We start from the raw sequence: 20351 nt of genomic DNA on the forward strand, positions 1-20351 counted from the left end.
ACCCCCCTCGTCCCACCCCACCCGACGACACCCCCACCGCCGGCACTTGCTTCACTGGGCGGCCCTACCAGTGGAGAACCGCGGGCTCCTCCATCAACCGCTCCCCGTGCCGGGCGACCGTCTCCGCGGAACTTTCGCGTGGCGTACAGGGCCGTCATGCCGGACAAGGCCGTAAAAGCGACGATCAGATCGGTGTGGACGGAGCAGCCGAGGAGGACCAGTGAGGTGACCCATGCCGCCGAGGCGGGCAGCACCAGGCGCATCGAGTGGGCCTGCCCGGCCTCGCTCTCCGTATCCGAGGCGAGGTCGCGAACTGTCACGGCCGGAGACGTCATACGCGGACCTTGTCGCGCAGCTCGGCGAATTTCCGGTCGCCGATGCCGCTGACCTGGCGGAGCTGGTCGACGCTCCGGAAACCGGCGTGGAGCTGGCGGAACTCGACGATGCGGCGAGCGAGGACCTCACCGACGCCGGGTAGCGTCTCCAACTCGGTGGGGCTCGCGGCATTCAGGTCGAGCACGGGAGCGGGGCCGGACACGGGATCGGACAGCGGGACAGCAGCCGGACCGGACACCGCAGGAGCGCCGACGACGATCTGCTCACCGTCGGTCAGCCTCCGGGCGAGGTTGAGCCCGCCGATGCCGGCCCCCGCGCGCACCCCTCCCGCCGCCGTCACGGCGTCGGCCACGCGGGCCCCGGCGGGCAGGGTGACCAGCCCAGGTTTGCGGACCTTTCCGGTGACATGCACGATGACCAGCGCGCCGGAGCTTCCCGGCGCCGGCCGGCCCAGCCGGTCGGCCGGCGTGGTGATGGCGGAGGCCACAGGTGCAGACCCGGCGAGAGGGAAGCCTGCGGGCGGAGCCCCCGGGAGGCCGGCACCGGCGGCCCGGACACCGGCGACCGAGGAGGCCTCGTCAGGCCCGGCACCCGCCACGGAAGAGGCCCCAGCAGGCCCGGCACCCGCCGCGGAGGCCCCGCCGGCCCGGGATCCCGGTGTGAAGGGCGCCTCCGCGGACGCGCCCATGGGAAGCGGCGGCCCGAGAGGCTCGGCGGACGGCCTGGACCGCCACGCGTAGAAACCACCGACCACGACCGCCAGGAGCCCGAGCACCAGCAAGACGCGCACCCCCGGACGTCCCAGGTCGAGCGGGGCGGCGTGGCCGGTCAGCATGTCTCCCAGCCGGACGCGCAGGGAGCGACGGGGCAGCGGCTGTGACCGGGCCAGCCCCGCCGGGGCGAGATCCTCTTCCGAGGCCTCGGTGCTCCACTGCGGGTCGGACTTCCCTTGGTCGGCCCTGACCATTTCGTCGCCTCCTTGACTCGCGCCTTCGGCTGGTCGTGCGGACGAGCGTGGAGGCGCGGGCATGAGGCCTCGCAGCGGCGTCGGGGCTTCGGCGAGAGCGAGGGCGCCGCGAAGCTCGTCCACGTGGACGCCGACGCGGCGGGTCTCCCTGGCCGCGCCCAGAGGCCGCAGGGCATGGAGCCGGGAGGCGCCGATCTCGCTCTCGGTGGCCCTGTCCGCTGTTCGCACGGGAGCGACGTTAGGGGGCCGGAGACCGCCGATCAGCGACCGAACGCCGCTCTGTGGATAACCCGACAGGAGGACCGGCGGGGCCGTGCGCGGCAGTACGGGGAGGAAGTTCAGCGCCCTGCCGGTACAGCCACCCCGCGAGTGACCAAAGGGCCGTTCACGGCAGTACGGGTAGAGAGTTCAGCACCCTCCCGGTACAACCACCCCGCGAGCGACCAGGAAGCCCTCCACGACAGAACAGGTAGAGAGTTCAGCACCCTCCCGGTACAACCACCCCGCGAGCGACCAGGAAGCCCTCCACGACAGAACAGGTAGAGAGTTCAGCACCCTGCCAGTACAGCCACCCCGCGAGTGACCAGGGGCAGTCTCTGTTTCGGCCAGGCCCCCGCATCGGGTCACCGCGAAGGCCTCGGTGGACGCGAGAGTGACCCGGCCGGACGGCCAAACGTTTGGCCTTCGGTCCCGGGCAGCAGCCGCGGAGTCCGCAGCGCTCCTGGCGCACTCCGGCAGCGGGAACAATCACGATCTCCGGCCGCTCACGTTGATGGTCGCCGGGTCCGGTCAGGCGAGGATCAGGTGCCGGGAGAGGAGGCGCCCAGAGATGGGGTGAGGGTGATGCCGAGCATGCCGGGGCCGACGTGGACGCCGACGACCGGGCCGACCTCGACCACGCGAAGCCTCTCCAGGTGAGGGATCCGTCGGCGGAGGTGGTCGGCGAGGGTGTGGGCCCGTGCGGCTGCCACGAGATGGTGTACGGCCACGTCGACCGGCCGCTCGCCCGCCGCCCGTACCGCGAGATCCTCCAGCCTCGCGATGGCGCGACCGGTCGTGCGGACCTTCTCGAGGGGGGCGATCACCCCGTCGGTGATGTGCAGCAGCGGTTTGATCGCGAGGGCGGAGCCGAGGAGGGTGGCGGCGGCTCCGAGCCGCCCTCCCCGGCGCAGGTGCTCCAGGGTGTCCACGTAGAAAAAGCTCTTGGTGGCCTCCGCACAGGCTCGCGCGGCGGCCGCGACGTCCGTGCGGGTTCCGCCGCGACGAGCCGCCTCGGCGGCCGCGAGCACCGGAAATCCCAACCCCATCGCGAGCGACCCGCTGTCGACCACCTCGACGGGGATCATCGCGTCCCTGGCGGCCATCCGCGCCGAGTCGACCGTGCCCGACATCGCTCCGGACAGGTGTACCGAGACGACGCCGACGGCGCCTCTGGCCGCGGCGAGTTCGTACGCGTCGGCGAAGCGTTGCGGAGCCGGCCGGGAGGTGGACACCGGCGACCACTCGCGCAGGGCCGTGGCGACGCCTTCCGCGTCGATCTGCACGACGTCGTCCAGAGTACGTCCGCCCACGACGACCTGAAGAGGGATGACGATGACGCCGAGCCGCTCGGTCTCCTCGGGATCGAGGTAGGCGGTGGAGTCGGTGACCACGGCGACCGGTTGCGACATGTCCGAAGGCTACCCGCCAGATCGCCCTTCCGCCCGGCGTGAATCAGGTCTCCCACGAGGCACGACACGGGGTGGACATCGGTCGAACACGACACCGCATTCGCCCTGCCGCGGAGAGGGCCGTACCGCCCCCAGAGGCCGGGCAGGCCCGCGGGGAGGCACCTGGCCGCCGTGGCGCCAACCGAGCGTGCCACCAGGCCGCGGGAACACCGGACGCGGGCACGCTGACGCGGGAACACCGACACCGGACGCGGGCACGCCGGACACGGGAACACTGAACGCCGGACGCGGAAACACCGGACACAGACACACTGGCATCGGACCCGGGCACGCCGGACACAGACACACTGAACGCCGACCGCGGGCACCGGACACGGGCCCGCTGACACCGGACGCGGGAACACCGGACACGGGAACACTGAACGCCGGACGCGGAAACACCGGACACAGACACACTGGCATCGGACGCGGGAACGCAGGCGCCGGGGAGTCGGACAGCCGGCTGTGGCCCTCCCGTGACGCGGGTCTTACTGGACGGGGACGCCGCCGCGCCAGACGCGGCGGGGCTTGAGGCCGAAGCCCCAGGCGAAGGCGCCCTCGTGGTCGGCGTCCCACTGGACGATGTCGGCGAGGCGACCGGGAGTGAGTACGCCGCGGTCGGGCGCGCCGAGGACGGTGGCTCCGCCGAGCGTGGCGGCCCGCAGGGCGTCGCCCACGCTGATGCCGAACGCCGCCACGGCCAGGCTGATCACCAGCGACATGGAGGTGATGCCGCAGTGGCCGGGGTTGTGGTCGCTGCCGAGCGCGACCGTGACTCCCTGGGCGAGCATGCGCCGCACGGGAGGGAGGCTGCCCTGCTGGAGGGCGGTGCTCGGGCAGACGACGGCGGGCACGCCGTACCTGGCGAGGAGCGCGATGTCCTCGTCGGTGGTGTTGTGGAGCAGGTCGGCCGACGCGCAACCGAGCTCGGCGGCGAGCTGGACCGCCCCGCGCCGCTTGTGGGCGCCGGCGTGGATGCGCGGGAGCAGGCCGACGTTGCGGCCGGAGGCGAGAACCCAGCGGGCCTCGTCGGTGGTGAAGTGACCGTCGTCGCAGTAGACGTCGACGCTGTCGGCGCCGGCCGCCGCGGCGTCGGCGCACCAGGAGCCGACCGCCTCGACGTAGTCGCGCTGGCGGCCGAAGTACTCCGGCGGCACGACGTGGGCGGCGAGGAACGTGACGTGCACCCGCGGCATCATCGGCTCTTTCTCGAGCTCGCGCAGCAGGCGGACGTCGGCCAGCTCGCCGTCGCGGGTGAGGTGGTAGCCGGTCTTGGCCTCGACGGTCGTGGTGCCGTTGAGCACCCAGTCGCGCAGGCGCTCGCGGACGCCGTTGCACAACGTCCACGGGTCGGTGCCGCGCGTCACGGTGACGGAGGAGCCGATGCCGCCGCCCGCCGCGGTGATCGCGCTCGGTGTGGAGCCGCCGGAGCGCATGGCGAGCTCGGCGTAGCGGTTGCCGGCGTACACCGGGTGGGTGTGCGCGTCGATCAGGCCCGGCGTGACGAGCGCGCCGCCGAGGTTCTCGACGTGGTCGACGTCGACGATGTCGTCGACGACCCCGGGCACGCTCTGCGGGAGGTCGGCGGCGCGGCCGACCCACGCGATGCGGTCGTTGTGGACCAGGATCGCGGCGTTGCTGCAGACATCGTTGCCGGTCCAGAGCCGGCCGATGTTCGTGAGAAGACGCACCGTCATGGCATCACCACCCGGCCACCGGCCGTCAGGACTCCCGGGAACGCCGAACAGGCCCGGTGGGGGCCGGGCGCCACGCCCGCCGGGTCCGCTCCGTTTCCGGACGTCATTGGGGGGTCTCCTGATCTCATCCGCACGTCAGGTGCGATGACGGTACCGCCCGGATCTTGGCCAGGCGATTTCAGTTCAGTTACGTTATTTCACAGGTCGGCTCGCTGTACAGGGTTATCGGGGAAAAGGCCTGCTCTTCCCCCCTGTGCGGCGTCGGGGACCCCATGCACCCCGGCATGTCGGAATCTGCCCCGAGGTCACGCCGGACGACGAGCGCAGCCTCTGCTGTCACAGCAGTCACACACGTCATCATGCGGAACCAACGCCAGAATGTCCTGTCAGGGTTTCCATATCGTAGCAATAATCAAGCCGCGCAGGCCACAGTCGTTTTCCTGGGCATTTGAGCGGTTTCACGGAATTCGAAACCTCTGTGCCATTTGCCCGTTTTATCCCGGAGTGTGACTTTGCTCCCAGCCGCACCTCAACAGGATGATCTTGATCATACCCAGTGTGGCCTTCGCGGAAGAGCATCATCTGGCTCACTGATTGCGGATCGGCCCGGGAGCTGTCTTGACCGTCCAGGAGAATACCAGCAGGCGCCACGTCACGGAGCTGTTGCGCGCCAACGAAGAGCGCATACTGCAGCGCTGGGTAACGATCTCCAATGCCCCTCTGCGCGGACGCGCGTCCGAGACGGAGACCCGCAAAGAGCTCCAGGAGATCTTCCGCGCCTTCCTGCGGTCGCTGGAGGATGCCGAGGCGGGCACCGAGTTGCGCGGCCTCCTCAGTGAGCTCTCCCGGTCCCGCGCCCGGAAGGGATTCACCCCGAGCGAGACCGCCGTCGCGGTCTTCGGGCTGAAGGAAGCGGTCTACGAGCTCGTGGAGGCCGACGGCGGCGAGGAGGCCCTGCGCGGCTTCATCTGGCTCTCCCGCACCAGTGACAAGCTCGGCCTTTACACCTTCGAGGCGTTCACCACGGCACGCGAGAAGATCATCGCCGACCAGGCGGAGCAGTTGCTGGAGTTGTCCACCCCCGTCGTCAAGCTGTGGGAGGGCATCGTCGCCGTCCCCCTGGTCGGCACGCTCGACTCCGCCCGCACCCAGGTGGTCATGGAGAAGCTGCTCCAGACCCTGGTGGACACCGGCTCGGAGTACGCCGTGATCGACATCACCGGCGTACCGGCGGTCGACACCCAGGTCGCGCAGCACCTGCTCAAGACCGTCATGGCGGCCCGGCTCATGGGCGCCCAGTGCATCATCTCCGGGATCCGCCCGCAGATCGCCCACACGATCGTCACCCTCGGCATCGAGTTCGGTGACATCGTCACCAAGGCCACTCTGGCCGACACCCTGGCCTACACCCTCAAGCAGAGCGGTGTGGAGATCATCGTCGGCAAGAGGACACGCGTGGCCGTCCGCGCGGAGGAATCCTGATGGAACGCGTGCCCATCCTGAAGATCGGCGACATCCTCCTCGTCTCCATTCAGGGCGATCTGGATAACCAGAGCGTCCTCACCCTTCAGGAGGACCTCGCCGACCGCATCGTCGCGACCGGCGCCGCCGGGGTCATCATCGACATCACCGCCGTCGAGATCGTCAACTCGTTCGTCGGGCGGATGCTCTCCACGATCGCCGGCATGGCACGCATGCTCGACGCCGAGACCATCGTCGTCGGCATGCGGCCCGCCGTGGCCATCACCCTGGTCGAGCTGGGCCTCTCCCTGGGTGGTCTGCGCACCGCGCTCGACCTGGAGAAGGGCATCGCACTGCTGAGCCGTACGTCCGCCTCGCACCGGTACAAGCTGTCAACGGCCGACCAGTGATCCGCCCCATCACCGAGACCACCGATCACCTCTCCATCGCCTCGAACGACGATGTGGTGATCGTGCGCCAGAAGGTCCGTGCGATGGCGATCGAACTGGGCCTCTCGCTCGTCGACCAGACCAAGGTGGTCACGGCGGCCAGTGAGCTCGCCCGGAACACCCTCGTCCACGCGGGTGGCGGGAAGGCGACCATCGAGATCGTCGAGAACGGGATGCGGCGGGGCCTGCGCCTCGCCTTCCACGACGAGGGCCCCGGCATCTCCGACATCCAGCTGGCGCTCAGCGACGGCTGGAGCAGCGCGGGTGGTCTCGGCCTGGGGCTGAGCGGCAGCCGCCGGCTGGTGGACGAGTTCGAGCTCGACTCCGAGCCGGGCCGAGGAACGGTCGTGACGGTGACGAAATGGACGCGCTGAGCCCCAACCGTGACGATGCCTGGCTCAGGATGGAGGAAGGCAGCGCGATCGGCGCGGCCCGCCGGATCGCCACCGCGCTGGCCGGCGAGAGGGGCTTCGACGACGAGCACGCCGGCCAGGTGGCCGTGGCCGTCAGCGAGGCGGCGTCCAACCTGGTCAAACACGCCCAGGCCGGGGTCATGCTCGTGCGCCCGCACGCGTCGTCGCCGTCGTCGATCGAGGTCCTGGTGATCGACAGCGGTCCCGGCATGGCGGACACGATCAACCCGATCCGGGACGGCTACTCGACCACGGGCACACTCGGCATCGGCCTCGGGGCGATCACGCGGCTCAGCGACGCGTACGACATCCACTCCGTCCCCGGCCGGGGCACCGTGCTGAGCATGCTGTTCACGGCGCGAGAGGCCCCGCCGCCCGAGTCCCGCTCGTGCGGGCTGTCCCGACCGGTGGGCGGCCGGCCGGTTCCCTCACCTACGCCGGCGTGGGCAACATCTCCGGGTGGCTCGTCCATTCGGCGGGACGGCAGGGCCTGATCTCGCTGCCGGGTATCGCCGGCCACAACGCCCGAGGGTCCCGCGAGTTCCATTACGAGCTTCCGCCGCACGCCTTCGTGGTCCTCCATTCCGACGGGCTGACCGACCGATGGGACCTGTCCGCCTATCCCGGCCTTCTCAAGCACACGCCCCACGTGATCGCCGGCACGCTGCTGCGCGACTGTGCCGTCCGCCGGGACGACGCCTGCGTCCTGGTCGTGCAAGGGTAGCGATGAGCAACGAGCTGGTCAGCGTCACGATCCGGGAGGGCCGGGACATCTTCGCCGTACGTCGGCTCGGCCGCGATGTGGCCGAGGCCGTAGGGCTGGACGATCTCGACCAGATCCGGGTCGGCACCGCGCTCAGCGAGGTCGGCAGGGAGATCCTGTCAGGGTCCCGCGAAGCGCGGGTGAGCTTCACGCTCGACGACGCCGGAGGCGGCCTGCTCATCGACATCTCGTACACCTCCGGCGCCTCGCTCGTCGGCTCCGCCGGCGTGGCCCTCGCCGCCCGCCTGATGGACGCAGGCGAGCACGACAACGTCAATCGCCGGATCACCTTGCGCAAGCGGGTACCCGGCCTGCGGATCCCGGGAGCACCGCGGCTCGGCCGGATCCGCGGGAAGTTGGCGGAGCCCGCTCCGAACGAAGCCCTCGAGGAGCTGCGCCAGCAGAACCGCGAGCTCGCCGCCGCTCTGGAGGACTCGCGCACGCAGCGTGAGCAGCTCGTCCGGCTCAACGCCGAGCTGGAGGAGACCAACCAGGGTGTCTTCGCGCTCTACAACCAGCTGCCGGAGGAGCTGGAGGAGACCAACCGCGGCGTCGTCGCCCTATACGCCGAGCTGGACGAGAAGTCGGCCCAGCTGCGGGAGGCGAGCGAGGCCAAGAACCGCTTCTGGGCGACCGTGAGCCACGAGCTGCGCACCCCGCTCAACTCGATCATCGGCCTGGTGCGGCTGCTGCTCGGGCCGGGTGGGGAGAGGCTGAGCGAGGAGCAGCAGGTGCAGGTGGAGCTGGTCGACAACTCCGCCCAGACGCTGCTGGCCCTGGTGTCCGAGCTGAACACCGCCTCACCCGCCGCGGCGTCGGTGGTCTGCCTCCTGCTCATCGACCCGCTGACCGGCGACGCGGAGGTGGTGAACGCCGGCCACATCCCGCCGGTGCTGGTGGTGGACGGCGAGGCGCAGTACCACGACTGGGGCAATCTCCTCATCGGCGCCGCGCCCGAGACGTACCGGGTGGACCGGCTGCGCATCCCGGAGAAGGGCGCGCTGCTGCTGTTCACCGACGGTCTCATCGAGGACCGCGACGTCCCGCTCGACCAGAGCCTGGAGGTCGTACGGCAGATCGCGACCTCCTTCGACCACGATCTGGAGATGTTCTGCGACCGGCTGATCGACCATTTCGGGGCGCGGGAGGACGACGTGGCCGTGGTGGCCCTGCGGCGCACGGGCGACGACGGCGCCTGACAGGCGTGCCCTTGAAGACGCCGACGGCCGGCGCCCGGTCAGGGCGTCGGCCGTCGGCGGGCAGGGGACACAAGGGTGAGGCGGGCCGTCACACCGTCTCGACCGGCTTGGCGGTGCGCTCCAGCTCGCCGTACAGGGCGGACGGCACGCGGGCGTGCAGCACCGTGCCGTCGCCGGTGTGGTCGATCGAGAGCACCTCGCCCTCCTTGTGGGCCCGCGCGATGAGGTCGCTGCGCTCGTAGGGCACGAGCATGTGCACCTCGTGGTCGAGGTGCGGCAGCTCACGCTCGATCGTGGCGAGCAGCTCGTCGATGCCGGCCCCGGTGCGGGCGGAGACCACCACGCTGTGCCGCTCGCGCGTGGCGAGCCGGGCCAGCACGACCGGGTCGGCCGCGTCGGCCTTGTTGATCACCACGATCTCGGGGATGTCCTTGGCGCCGTCGATGTCGGCGAGGACCTCGCGGACGGCGGACAGCTGGGACTCCGGATCGGGGTGCGACCCGTCCACGACGTGGAGGATCAGGTCGGCCTCGCCGACCTCCTCCAGCGTGGAGCGGAAGGCCTCGACGAGCTGGTGCGGCAGGTGCCGGACGAACCCGACGGTGTCGGCGATCGTGAACAGCCTGCCCTCGGGCGTGCGGGCCTTGCGGACGGTCGGGTCGAGGGTGGCGAACAGGGCGTCCTCCACCAGCACGCCGGCGCCGGTGAGGCGGTTCAGCAGCGACGACTTGCCGGCGTTGGTGTAGCCGGCGATCGCCACCGACGGCACCTCACGGCGCTGGCGCCGGGACCGCATGGTCTCGCGGGCGACCGACATGCCGCCGATCTGGCGGCGGAGCTTGGCCATCCGCTCGCGGATGCGGCGGCGGTCGAGCTCGATCTTCGTCTCACCGGGGCCGCGGCCTCCGATGCCGACGCCGCCGGCGGCCCGGCCGCCAACCTGCCGGGACAGGTTGCCACCCCAGCCTCGGAGGCGTGGCAGCAGGTAGCTGAGCTGGGCCAGCTCGACCTGCGCCTTGCCCTCGCGGCTCTTGGCGTGCTGGGCGAAGATGTCGAGGATCAGGGCCGTACGGTCGATGACCTTGACCTTGACGACGTCCTCGAGCTGACGCAGCTGACCGGGGGTCAGCTCTCCGTCGCAGATCACGGTGTCGGCGCCGGTCGAGACGACGATGTCGCGCAGCTCCTGGGCCTTGCCGGAGCCGATGTAGGTGGCGGTGTCGGGACGCTGGCGGCGCTGGATGAGGCCTTCGAGGACCTGGGATCCGGCGGTCTCGGCCAGGAGCTTGAGCTCCTGCAGGGAGTTCTCCGCGTCGGTGACGGTGCCGCTGGTCCACACGCCCACCAGGACGACCCGCTCGAGGCGGAGCTGGCGGTATTCGACCTCGGTGATGTCCTCGAGCTCGGTGGAGAGCCCGACGACCCTCCGAAGCGCCTGCCGCTCCTCGAGGTCGAAGTCACCGGTGGCGAGGTCTTCGTAGGACCCGTCGTACGTGTACGTCTTCTCTGTGGCTATGGTCGCGCTCCTCAGCGCTCGTGGGTTCACCGCTTTCACACAGTTCAACACGGAGACCCCGCGGTTGTCTTCCCTCCGATGGTGCCACGGCGACCCCCACCGGTTCATCTTGTTATCGCCCGCGCGCCCTGCCCGTTTCGTTACCTGGCGGGCCGCTTTCAGGCCTTGAGCACCTTGGCGTCGCCCGACCCGGTCTTCACCGAGATGCGGCGCGGGGAGCCGGCGTCGTTGTCGACGTCGACCCTCTTCTCCCCGGAGCCGGTCCACGCCGTGACGTTGTAGGTGTTCTGCGGCACCCGGACGACCCCCGCGCCGGAGCCGCTGTCCACGGTGACGTTGTCGGGGACGGCGGCGAAGCGGAGGTCGACGTCGCCGGAGCCGGTGCGCGCGGTCACCTGCTTGCCACCCAGCCCGTTGGCGTCGATGTCACCGGACCCGGTCGAGGCCTTGACCTCTCCGGACAGCGCCCTCAGCGTGATGGCGCCCGAGCCGGTGTCGACCCGGACCTGCAGACCGTGCGGAATCTCGACGGTGTAGTCGACGCTGCACGCGAAGTCGCCGTGGGAGCAGGTGCTGTCCAGCCTGAGCGCGTCGCCCTCCACCGGGTGCCGGGTCGTGGGCTTGCTCGACCTCCAGTGGAGGGTCTCGGTCACGTGGATCCCCGTGCGGCCCGACTCGTTGACCACGATCTCCCCGGAGCCGCTGTCCACGCGCAGTGTGGCCACCTTGCCGGCGACGTCGTACGACTGGGTCGCCTGCTCGGTCGGCCCGCCGATGCTCTTCAGGTCGCAGCCGGTGAGCAGGAGTCCCGCGCCGAGGGCCGTCCCGGCGGCGATCACGTGTCGAAGTCGCATGGGTCAAGGATGCTCTCCTGTTGAACGGCCGCTCATCAGGGAACGCCCGGAGAGATCCCTGAGGGAGCCCTCAGGGACCCCCGGCGTTGACCCGTCAGTAACCGGTCGAGTAGCGTCGATTCCACAATTCAGAACTTTATTTCCGCATAGTGGAAAGGATAGCCATGGACGGCGTTGAGATCACCGGTCCTCTGCTGGACCGCTTCGACCAGATCCTCACTCCGGAGGCGCTCGGTTTCGTGGCCACCCTGCAGCGCGAGTTCGACGACCGGCGGCGCGAACTGCTCGAGGCCCGCCAGGCGCGCCAGGCCGAATTGGCCGCGGGCGGCACCCTCGACTTCCTGCCCGAGACCAAGGCCGTCCGCGACGACGACTCCTGGCGGGTGGCCGAGCCGGCTCCCGGGCTGGTCGACCGCAGGGTCGAGATCACCGGCCCGGTCGACCGGAAGATGACCATCAACGCGCTCAACTCCGGCGCCAAGGTCTGGCTCGCCGACTTCGAGGACGCCAACTCCCCGCTGTGGGAGAACGTCGTCAACGGCCAGCTCAACCTCCGCGACGCGCTCGACCGCAGCATCGACTTCGACTCCGGCGGCAAGCGGTACGCCCTGCGTCCCGACGAGGAGCTCGCCACGATCGTCGTGCGCCCCCGCGGCTGGCACCTCACCGAGAAGCACGTGCTGGTCGACGGCCGGCCGTTCTCCGCCTCGCTCTTCGACTTCGGGCTCTACTTCTTCCACTGCGCGCAGCGGCAGATCACCAAGGGCAAGGGGCCCTACTTCTACCTGCCGAAGATGGAGTCGCACCTGGAGGCGCGGCTGTGGAACGACGTCTTCGTCCGGGCACAGGAGCTGCTCGGCGTCCCCCGGGGCACGATCAGGGCGACGGTGCTGATCGAGACCTACCCCGCCGCGTTCGAGATGGAGGAGATCCTCTACGAGCTGCGCGAACACTCGGCGGGTCTCAACGCGGGCCGCTGGGACTACCTCTTCAGCGTGATCAAGAAGTTCCGGACCCGGGGGCGGGAATTCCTGCTGCCGGAGCGTAACGTCGTGACCATGACCGCGCCCTTCATGCGCGCCTACACCGAACTGCTGGTGCGCACCTGCCACAAACGCGGCGCCCACGCCATCGGCGGCATGGCGGCCTTCATCCCGTCCCGCCGCGACCCCGAGGTGAACAAGGTCGCCCTGGAGAAGGTGCGCGCGGACAAGACCCGCGAGTCGGGCGACGGTTTCGACGGCTCGTGGGTGGCCCACCCCGACCTCGTGCCGATCTGCCGCGAGGTGTTCGACTCCGTCCTGGGCGACAGGCCGAACCAGCTCGACCGGCTGCGCGAGGACGTCTCGGTGTCGGCCGGTGACCTGCTGGCCGTCTCCAAGACCCCCGGCGACATCACCGAGACCGGCCTGCGCAACAACGTCGACGTCGCCCTGCGCTACCTCGCCGCCTGGATGGGCGGGAGCGGCGCCGTGGCCATCCACAACCTCATGGAGGACGCCGCGACGGCGGAGATCTCCCGCTCGCAGATCTGGCAGTGGATCCACAACGACATCGAGCTCGCCGACACCGGCGAGGTGGTGACCAAGGAGCTGGTCGAGCGGATCATCGCCGAGGAGCTCGGCAAGATCCGCCAGGAGCCCGGGTTCGACGAGAGCCTGTACGGGCAGGCGGCCGAGCTTTTCACGGAGGTCGCCCTCGACGACGACTTCGCCGAGTTCCTCACCCTGCCCGCCTACGACCGCATGCCATGACCCCTGCCCCGGCCACACTGTCCGGCCGTCTCGTCTCGATCCTGGGTCCCGACGCGGTGATCACCGATCCGGTGCGGCTGCGTACCTACGAGTGCGACGGGCTGACCTATCACCGCGCCACCCCGGCGGTGGTCGTACTGCCGGAGACGGCCGAACAGGTGGCGGCGGTCGTCAGGCTGTGCGACGAGACCGGGACGCCGTTCGTCGCGCGGGGCTCGGGCACCGGTCTGTCCGGCGGAGCGCTGCCGCGCGCCGACGGCGTGCTCATCGTCACCTCGCGCATGCGCCGGATCATCGAGATCGACGTCGAGAACCGGCGGGCGGTCGTGGAGCCGGGGGTGACCAACCTGGCGATCACGGAGGCGGCCCGCCCGTACGGGTACTACTACGCCCCCGATCCCTCCAGCCAGCAGGTCTGCTCCATCGGCGGCAACGTCGCGGAGAACTCCGGCGGCGCGCACTGCCTGAAGTACGGCTTCACGGTCAACCATGTCCTGGCGATCGAGCTGGTCACCCCGGAGGGGGAGATCGTTCAGCTCGACGCGATGGACCCGGGGTACGACCTGCTCGGCGCGTTCATCGGCTCGGAGGGCACCCTCGGCATCGCCACCAAGATCACGGTACGGCTGTCGCGGGCGCCGGAGACCGTGACGACGCTGCTGGCGGCGTTCCCGGACGTCGAGTCGGGCGGCCGGGCGGTGTCGTCGATCATCGCGGCGGGCATCGTCCCGGCGGCGATCGAGATGATGGACGCCCTGGCGATCGAGGCGGCCGAGGCGGCCGTCCGGTGCGAGTACCCGGCCGGAGCGGGGGCCGTCCTGATCGTCGAGCTCGACGGGCCGGGGGCGGAGGTCGCCCACCAGTTCGCGCAGGTGGAGCGGCTCTGCCACGACAGCGGGGCCTTCGAGCTGCGCGTGGCCGACGACCCGGCACGGCGGGCGGCGATCTGGAAGGGACGGCGGTCGGCGTTCGCCGCGGTGGGCCGGATCAGTCCCGCCTACCTCGTGCAGGACGGCGTGGTGCCGCGGACGTCCCTGCCCGGCGTCCTGGCTGGCATCGAGGAGCTGTCCGCGCGATACGGCATCCGGGTGGCGAACGTCTTCCATGCCGGGGACGGCAACCTGCACCCCCTCGTGCTGTTCGACGACGCCGAGGAGGGGGCGGGCGAGCGCGCCGAGGAGGTCTCGGGCCGGATCCTGGATCTGTGCATCGCGCACGGCGGGTCGATCACGGGCGAGCACGGGGTCGGGGTGGACAAGTCCCGATATATGCCGAAGATGTTCACGCCGGAGGATCTGGACACGATGCAGTTGGTACGGTGCGCGTTCGACCCGAAGAACCTGTCCAACCCCGGCAAGATCTTCCCGACGCCCCGCCTGTGCGGAGAGGCGCCGGGCGTGCGCAAGGGCGTGCATCCCCTGGTGGCCTCCGGAGAGGCGGAGCTGTTCTGATGGCCGCCTCCGCCGACGACACCGCGCCGAACCGGCCGGCGCCGCTCGCCGGCTGCGGCGTCACCATCCGGGAGGCCGGCCCGGACGACGAGGTCGCCGGGGTGATGCCGCGCTGGGTGGCCCTGCCCGAGTCCACCGAGGAGGTCGGGGCGGTCATGCGGGCCGCGGCCGAGCAGGGGCTGGCCGTCGTGCCGGCCGGCGCGGGCACCAAGCTCCACTGGGGCGCTCCCCCGACCCGCTGCGACCTGCTCCTGGACACCTGCTGCCTGAACCAGGTGCTCGAACACGAGGCGGGGGACCTGGTCGTCCGGGTGCAGGCGGGAGTGACGACGGAGGCCCTCGCGGGCGTCCTCGGCGCCGCGGGACAGGAGCTCGCCCTCGACGTCCCGGTCGAAGGCGCCACGGTCGGAGGCACCCTGGCCACCGCCACCGCCGGCCCGCGCCGGCTCAGGTACGGCACCGCCCGCGACCTGCTCATCGGCATCACGGTCGTGCTCGCCGACGGGACGATCGCCAAGTCGGGCGGCAAGGTCGTCAAGAACGTCGCGGGCTACGACCTCGGCAAGCTGTTCACCGGCTCCCTCGGCACGCTCGGTGTGATCGCGGAGGCGACGTTCCGGCTCCACCCGCTGGCGGCCGCACGCGCGTGGATCACGGCGACCTTCCCCGGCCTCCACAGTCTCCCCGATGTCGCCGCCGTCGCCGGATCCCAGTCGGAGCCGAGCGCGGTGGAGATCGACCTGCCGGAGGTCCACGGCCCCGCGACGGTGGCCGTCCTGGTGGAGGGGGTGGCCGCCCGGGAGCGGGCCAAGGCCCTCGCGGACCTGCTGGGGCCCGCGGCCCGGCTCGCCGGCGAGCCTCCCGAATGGTGGGGCCGCCTCCCGGCGGGCGAGTTCCTGCTGGAGCTGCGGGTACTTCCCGCCGCGGCCGTGGAGGCGCTGGCGGCCGTCGCCTCCGCCGCACAGGAGGCCGGCGACGTCCCGGTACGGGTCCGGGGCGCGGCCGCCTCGGCGGTGCTCCACCTGTCGCTCCCCCCGGACACTCCCGCGGCGGCCGCGGAGACGTTCGTCACGGCGCTCCGGTCCCGGATGGCCCAGAGAGGCGGGAGACTGGTGGTGTGGAGCGCGCCTTCGCACGTCGCGCCGCGGCTCGACCGCTTCGGGCACTCCGGAGCCGCCGTGCTCATGCGCCGGGTGAAGCGGCGCTTCGACCCCGACGACCGCATGGCCCCCGGCCGGCTCCTCGGCGAGAGCCCGCCGCAGGCCGGACAGGGCGCGTGAGGAGCGGACGCACATGGACCCCGAGCTGATCAAAGACTGCGTGCACTGCGGGTTCTGCCTGCCCGCCTGCCCCACCTACTCCCTGTGGGGCGAGGAGATGGACTCCCCGCGCGGCCGCATCCACCTGATGAAACAGCACGTCGAAGGCACTCCCCTGACCCCCGAGATGGCCGGGCACTTCGACGCGTGCCTCGGCTGCATGGCCTGCGTGACGGCGTGCCCGTCCGGGGTGCGGTACGACCGGCTGATCGAGTCGACGCGCGCCGAGGTCGAGCGGGTACACCGCCGCACGGCGTCCGACCGGGCCTTCCGGGCACTGGTGTTCGGACTGTTCCCCTACCCCCGGCGGCTGCGGGCGCTTCGGCTGCCGCTGAAGGCCGACCAGACCCTCGGGCCGCGGCTGCGTCCCCTGCTCCAGCGGGTCGCCCCGCGTCTTTCGGCCATGGCCGACCTCGCTCCCCCGCTCACGCCCCGGGTGCGCCTGCCCCGGCTGGTCGAGGCGCGGGGCGAACGGCGGGCCGTCGTCGGCCTGCTCACCGGGTGCGTCCAGGCGGAGTTCTTCCCCAGGGTGAACGCCGCCACCGCCCGCGTGCTCGCCATGGAAGGCTGCGACGTCGTCATACCGCCGGGCCAGGGCTGCTGCGGGGCACTGTCGGTGCATTCCGGCCGCCCGGAGGAGGCCGCGCGGTTCGCCCGGCGCACCATCGAGACGTTCGAACGCGCGGGCGTCGACACGGTGATCGTGAACGCGGCGGGATGCGGGTCGAGCACCAAGGAGTACGCCGACCTTCTCGCCGGCGATCCCGCCTGGGCGGCGCGGGCACGAGCGCTGCGCTTCGCCGACCTGTCGGAGTTCCTCGCGGAGCTCGGGCCGGCGGCGGAACGCCGTCCACTGCCGATCACGGTGGCCTACCACGACGCCTGTCACCTCGCCCACGCACAGGGCGTGCGTGAGCAGCCGAGGGCGTTGCTGGCGGGCATACCCGGGCTACGGCTGAGGGAGATCCCGGACGCCGCGATGTGCTGCGGCTCGGCGGGCACCTACAACCTCTTCCAGCCGGAGGCCGCCCGTGAGCTCGGCGACCGCAAAGCCGGGAACGTGCTGTCGGTGCGGGCCGACCTGCTGGTCTCCGCCAACCCCGGCTGCACGATGCAGATAGCCTCGGCCGTGCGCAGGAGCGGGCAGGAGATCCGCGTCGCCCACACCGCCGAGGTCCTCGACGCCTCCCTGCGCGGCCTGTCCCCCACTAGTCTGGGCTGAGAACCATGAGCACAGTACAGAGTGTCGATCGAGCGTTGGACGTGCTGGAGGCGCTGGCCGATCACGGTGGGGAGGCGGGGCTCTCGGAGATCGCCGCGCGCACCGGCCTGCCGTACGGCACGATCCACCGGCTGCTGCGGGCCCTGCTGGTCCGGGGGTACGTCCATCAGGAATCCGACCGCCGGTACGCGCTCGGCAGTGCCCTGGTGCGCCTGGGAGGCGCCGCCGAGCGCATGGTCGGCGTGCGGGCGCAGCCGTACCTCGAGAAGCTGGTCGACCTGTCCGGCGAGACGGCGAACCTCGCCGTGATGGAGGGCGACTTCGTCGTGTACGTCGCGCAGGCCGCCTCTCCCCGGCGGCTGCGGATGTTCGCCGAGGTGGGCCGCCGGGTGCTGCCGCACAGCACGGCGGTGGGCAAGGTCCTGCTCGCCGAGCGTCCCGACGCGGCGGCCGTCCTGGAACGGACGGGCCTGCCGCGCCGCACCGAGCACACGATCACCTCCGTCGGCGCCATGCTCGCCGAACTGGAGGCCGTACGGGCGCGCGGCTACGCGATGGACCTCGGCGAGGAGGAGCTCGGGGTGCACTGCCTGGCCGTGCCGGTCCGCGACGGCAGCAGGGTGATCGCGGGTATGTCGATCTCGGGTCCCATGGAGCGCATAGAGGCGCTCGACCGCGACGAGCTGGCCCAGGGGCTGCGCAGGATCGCCGAGGAGTTCGGCGCGGAGGTCCGCCCACCGGGCGGGTCCTAGCCGAATCCACGCAGATCCGTCGCGGTCGCCGCCCAGCTCATGCGCGAGGGCCCAGGGTCCACACCGGCCCACTCCCCCTGGGCAGGTGTCTTCCGGCCAAATCGCAGCCGGACGCCGCACCCGCCCACTCGACCGAACCGGCCGAGGCGTATCGGTGCCGGTAGAAGTTCTTCGCCGAGGTGTCATCGGGGATGCCGCTGGTGTGCCGGAGTAGTTGGCGGATGGTGATCTCGCGGCCGAGCCGGGCTCAGACATGGTGCGCCATGTCCGTGAACTCGCACACGGCGAACATGGCGCCGGAACAGTCGAGGACGACCGCCACGGTCGCCTGCGGCAGCTCGTACATGTCGATGACGACCTCGCCCCCTTCCTTCACGACGCGCGCCACCGCCTCCTCGCGGTCGGCGACGGTCAGGTACAGCACCCACTGGCAGGGGCAGTGACGCGACTCGTACGGGATCTTCAGCCGGCCGCACACCGGGACGCCGCCGATCTTCCAGACGCAGTAGTCGAAGTCGACCCCGTCGCCCACCTGCTCCTGCTCGTAACCGAACAGCGCCCGGTAGAACGCGTCCACGCTGGTGGTGTGTTTGGTGTGCAGCTCGAACCAGCACATGGCGCCCGGCTCGGACACCCGCCGCGCGCCCGAATGCGAGCCCGCCTCCCACAGCCCGAACGGCGCGCCGTCGGTGTCGAGGGCGACCGCGAGTTTCCCGAAGCCGGGCATGGTGGTGGGCAGCACCACCAGCTTGCCGTCGTTGGCCTCGACCCGTACGGCCGAGGCCTCGACGTCGGAGGTGGCGAGGTAGGGCGTCCATCTCGTCCGCACGGATCGCGTGCCGATGGCCGGTGGCGCCATCGCCGCGACCGGTTCCCCGTCCGCCAGGCACAGGGTGCTGTTCCACAGCCGGGGGCCGAGGTCCTGGTAGGCCCAGCCGAAAACCCGGTGGTAGAAGCGGGTGGCGCCGGCGAGGTCAGGGGTGATCAGTTCGGGCCAGCAGGGGGCGCCGTCCGGGTAGTCGCTGCGGATCGGCATACCGGACCTCCCCCTACAGGCTTGGTGAGTCTCCTAAAGGCATCGTTCCATCAGCGGGCCGCCTCCACTCACTACCGCCCAACCTTGCCGATATATGTACTTACCGTCATATAGAGGGCAGGGCTGTGGCGTCAGGCGCACTGCGTCAGCATCGCGTCCTTGTCCGCAGTCGTGACGGGCAGCTCGTATTTCAGGGCCACCTGGGCGAAGCGCACGGCGTACGAGCAGCGGATCCCCTTCTCCGGCGGCAGCCAGGTCGCCGGACCGGAGTCACCCTTGGAGGAGTTCGCGGAGCCGTCCACCGGGATGAGGTTCAGGGGGTCGTTGGCGATCTGCATGCGCTTGGCCTTGCTCCAGCGGGAGGCGCCCATCTGCCAGTCGTACGACAGCGGCATCACGTGGTCGATCTGGACCTCGGCGGCGTCCTGCTTGGTCCATTTGATCGTCTTGCCGGTGTAGGGATCCCGGAGGGTCATCGACGTCAGGACGCACTTGGAGCCCGAGCGGTACTTCAGATCCTCCCCGTCCCGCGCCAGGACGTCGTTCCTGGTGTCGCAACCGTTGTGGGCCAGGGGGATGCCGTCGGCGTTGTCCGCCCACGCGTACCCGAACTCGTCCCGGCTGTAACCGGTCTTCGGGCCACGCCCCTTGGTCGGCACCTTCTTGATCAGGTCGACCGCCTTGGCCTTGTCCTTGGCCGAGGTGATCGCGGCGAGGCCGCGCTCGGTACCCTTCGGATTGTCGAGCGGGCTGACACCGGTGGAGCCGCCACCTCCCGATCCCGTATCACCGCCGCCACCGACACCCTTGGCGTCGATGGGACCACATCCCGCCAGTACGACGATCGCCGCCACCCCCGCCACGATCACGCGAGACCCACGCAGGTGCACTGCCACCCCCAGGTAAAGGAAAAGTAATACCTAGGTATAGCAACTACCCCTGAAACCCGCGATTACGGCTGAGAGCCCCCAGGTGTCACCACACCGCCCCACGGCAATCGCCCCGGCGACTGCCTTGACCGCCCAGACGCGCTAAATGCTTTACAAACCCGCCACAGGAGGACCACCTGGGGACCTCGCGACGAAAGCATGCAGATCCACCCTGACCTCACAAAGGCCAGCGTCCTTCCCAAGGAAGAGCGCCCCCGAGCAAACCGGCCACGGCGAACATGGATCGACGAACCGCCCAAGACCAAGCATCAGACGCGCATGCCGGAGGGACGAACAAACCGCCCCTGAACAAAAGAACACGAGCAGACCAGCCGCACACGGTAAGGCCCAGCGAACCTGCCCGGACCGGACGAACCAGAGCAGGTAGGGCGGGCGTCCGAGCGAACCGGCCACCCATCGACGAACGCGACCAGATCGGCTGAACACGGGCGAATGACGAGCAGGTAATCGGCCCGCAGGGACGAACGCGAGTAGATCGGCTGCACGTGGACGAAGGCGAGCGG

At 70.6% G+C, this 20351-nt stretch carries 18 protein-coding genes; 11 read left to right on the plus strand and 7 right to left on the minus strand.

Going from position 1 to position 20351, the window contains the following annotated elements:
- Positions 1–331 precede the first annotated feature (331 nt).
- The 3 genes from KIK05_RS49090 to KIK05_RS30430 form a co-directional block, all read right to left on the minus strand.
- Positions 332–1531, minus strand: coding sequence for a helix-hairpin-helix domain-containing protein (locus KIK05_RS49090; protein ID WP_308250177.1), 1200 nt, complete (start codon positions 1529–1531; stop codon positions 332–334).
- A gap of 572 nt (positions 1532–2103) precedes the next feature.
- Positions 2104–2973: a DegV family protein gene (locus KIK05_RS30425; RefSeq protein ID WP_214414312.1), complete on the minus strand. Its 870-nt coding sequence runs from the start codon at positions 2971–2973 to the stop codon at positions 2104–2106.
- A 527-nt stretch (positions 2974–3500) separates the two neighbouring features.
- Positions 3501–4709 (minus strand): amidohydrolase family protein, encoded by a 1209-nt coding sequence (locus tag KIK05_RS30430; protein WP_214414313.1) that lies wholly within the window; start codon positions 4707–4709, stop codon positions 3501–3503.
- Positions 4710–5327: 618 nt separating this feature from the next.
- Between KIK05_RS30430 and KIK05_RS30435 the strand changes: the two genes are divergently transcribed.
- From KIK05_RS30435 to KIK05_RS30455, 6 genes are read left to right on the plus strand one after another with little or no spacing between them, the layout of a single operon-like run.
- Complete coding sequence (locus KIK05_RS30435) at positions 5328–6191, plus strand: STAS domain-containing protein (protein ID WP_250563711.1); 864 nt, start codon at positions 5328–5330, stop codon at positions 6189–6191.
- Positions 6191–6580, plus strand: coding sequence for an STAS domain-containing protein (locus KIK05_RS30440; RefSeq protein WP_214414314.1), 390 nt, complete (start codon positions 6191–6193; stop codon positions 6578–6580). The genes KIK05_RS30435 and KIK05_RS30440 overlap by 1 nt, the downstream gene beginning before the upstream one ends.
- Entirely contained in the window at positions 6577–6993 is a 417-nt protein-coding gene (locus tag KIK05_RS30445; protein ID WP_214414315.1) for an anti-sigma regulatory factor, read from the plus strand. Before KIK05_RS30440 ends, KIK05_RS30445 begins: the two co-directional genes overlap by 4 nt.
- Positions 6981–7526, plus strand: a complete 546-nt coding sequence (locus KIK05_RS30450) for an anti-sigma regulatory factor (protein ID WP_250563712.1) — start codon at positions 6981–6983, stop codon at positions 7524–7526. The genes KIK05_RS30445 and KIK05_RS30450 overlap by 13 nt, the downstream gene beginning before the upstream one ends.
- Positions 7475–7756, plus strand: a complete 282-nt coding sequence (locus KIK05_RS47340) for a hypothetical protein (RefSeq protein WP_250563713.1) — start codon at positions 7475–7477, stop codon at positions 7754–7756. Before KIK05_RS30450 ends, KIK05_RS47340 begins: the two co-directional genes overlap by 52 nt.
- A 2-nt stretch (positions 7757–7758) precedes the next feature.
- The gene (locus KIK05_RS30455; protein ID WP_250563714.1) at positions 7759–8994 is read left to right on the plus strand and encodes an ATP-binding SpoIIE family protein phosphatase; all 1236 of its coding nucleotides are present in this window, start codon (positions 7759–7761) and stop codon (positions 8992–8994) included.
- A gap of 88 nt (positions 8995–9082) precedes the next feature.
- On the opposite strand, the gene hflX is transcribed toward KIK05_RS30455, so the two are convergent.
- On the minus strand, positions 9083–10510 hold the full coding sequence (hflX, locus tag KIK05_RS30460; protein ID WP_308250182.1) for a GTPase HflX: 1428 nt from the start codon (positions 10508–10510) through the stop codon (positions 9083–9085).
- A 158-nt stretch (positions 10511–10668) separates the two neighbouring features.
- Positions 10669–11364: a DUF4097 family beta strand repeat-containing protein gene (locus KIK05_RS30465; RefSeq protein ID WP_214414317.1), complete on the minus strand. Its 696-nt coding sequence runs from the start codon at positions 11362–11364 to the stop codon at positions 10669–10671.
- Positions 11365–11528: 164 nt separating this feature from the next.
- On the opposite strand from KIK05_RS30465, the gene aceB reads away from it, so the two are divergent.
- Genes aceB through KIK05_RS30490 form a run of 5 tightly spaced genes read left to right on the plus strand, consistent with a single transcriptional unit; the run spans position 11529 to position 17862 of the window.
- Positions 11529–13118, plus strand: a complete 1590-nt coding sequence (gene aceB, locus KIK05_RS30470; RefSeq protein ID WP_214414318.1) for a malate synthase A — start codon at positions 11529–11531, stop codon at positions 13116–13118.
- The gene (locus tag KIK05_RS30475) at positions 13115–14569 is read left to right on the plus strand and encodes an FAD-linked oxidase C-terminal domain-containing protein (protein WP_214414319.1); all 1455 of its coding nucleotides are present in this window, start codon (positions 13115–13117) and stop codon (positions 14567–14569) included. Before aceB ends, KIK05_RS30475 begins: the two co-directional genes overlap by 4 nt.
- Positions 14569–15849: an FAD-binding oxidoreductase gene (locus KIK05_RS30480; RefSeq protein WP_214414320.1), complete on the plus strand. Its 1281-nt coding sequence runs from the start codon at positions 14569–14571 to the stop codon at positions 15847–15849. The genes KIK05_RS30475 and KIK05_RS30480 overlap by 1 nt, the downstream gene beginning before the upstream one ends.
- Before the next feature lie 13 nt (positions 15850–15862).
- Entirely contained in the window at positions 15863–17110 is a 1248-nt protein-coding gene (locus tag KIK05_RS30485; protein ID WP_214414321.1) for a (Fe-S)-binding protein, read from the plus strand.
- 5 nt (positions 17111–17115) lie between these two features.
- Positions 17116–17862: an IclR family transcriptional regulator gene (locus KIK05_RS30490; protein ID WP_214414322.1), complete on the plus strand. Its 747-nt coding sequence runs from the start codon at positions 17116–17118 to the stop codon at positions 17860–17862.
- Positions 17863–18109: 247 nt separating this feature from the next.
- Here the strand turns inward: KIK05_RS30490 and KIK05_RS30495 are convergent, their stop codons facing one another.
- Positions 18110–18898, minus strand: coding sequence for a VOC family protein (locus KIK05_RS30495; RefSeq protein ID WP_214414323.1), 789 nt, complete (start codon positions 18896–18898; stop codon positions 18110–18112).
- Between the two features lie 131 nt (positions 18899–19029).
- Positions 19030–19767 carry an HNH endonuclease family protein gene (locus KIK05_RS30500; protein ID WP_308250178.1) on the minus strand — a complete coding sequence of 246 codons (738 nt, stop codon included), beginning with the start codon at positions 19765–19767 and terminating at the stop codon, positions 19030–19032.
- Positions 19768–20351 lie beyond the last annotated feature (584 nt).

This window comes from Sphaerisporangium fuscum (assembly GCF_018531465.1).
Taxonomy (GTDB): Bacteria; Actinomycetota; Actinomycetes; order Streptosporangiales; family Streptosporangiaceae; genus Sphaerisporangium; species Sphaerisporangium fuscum.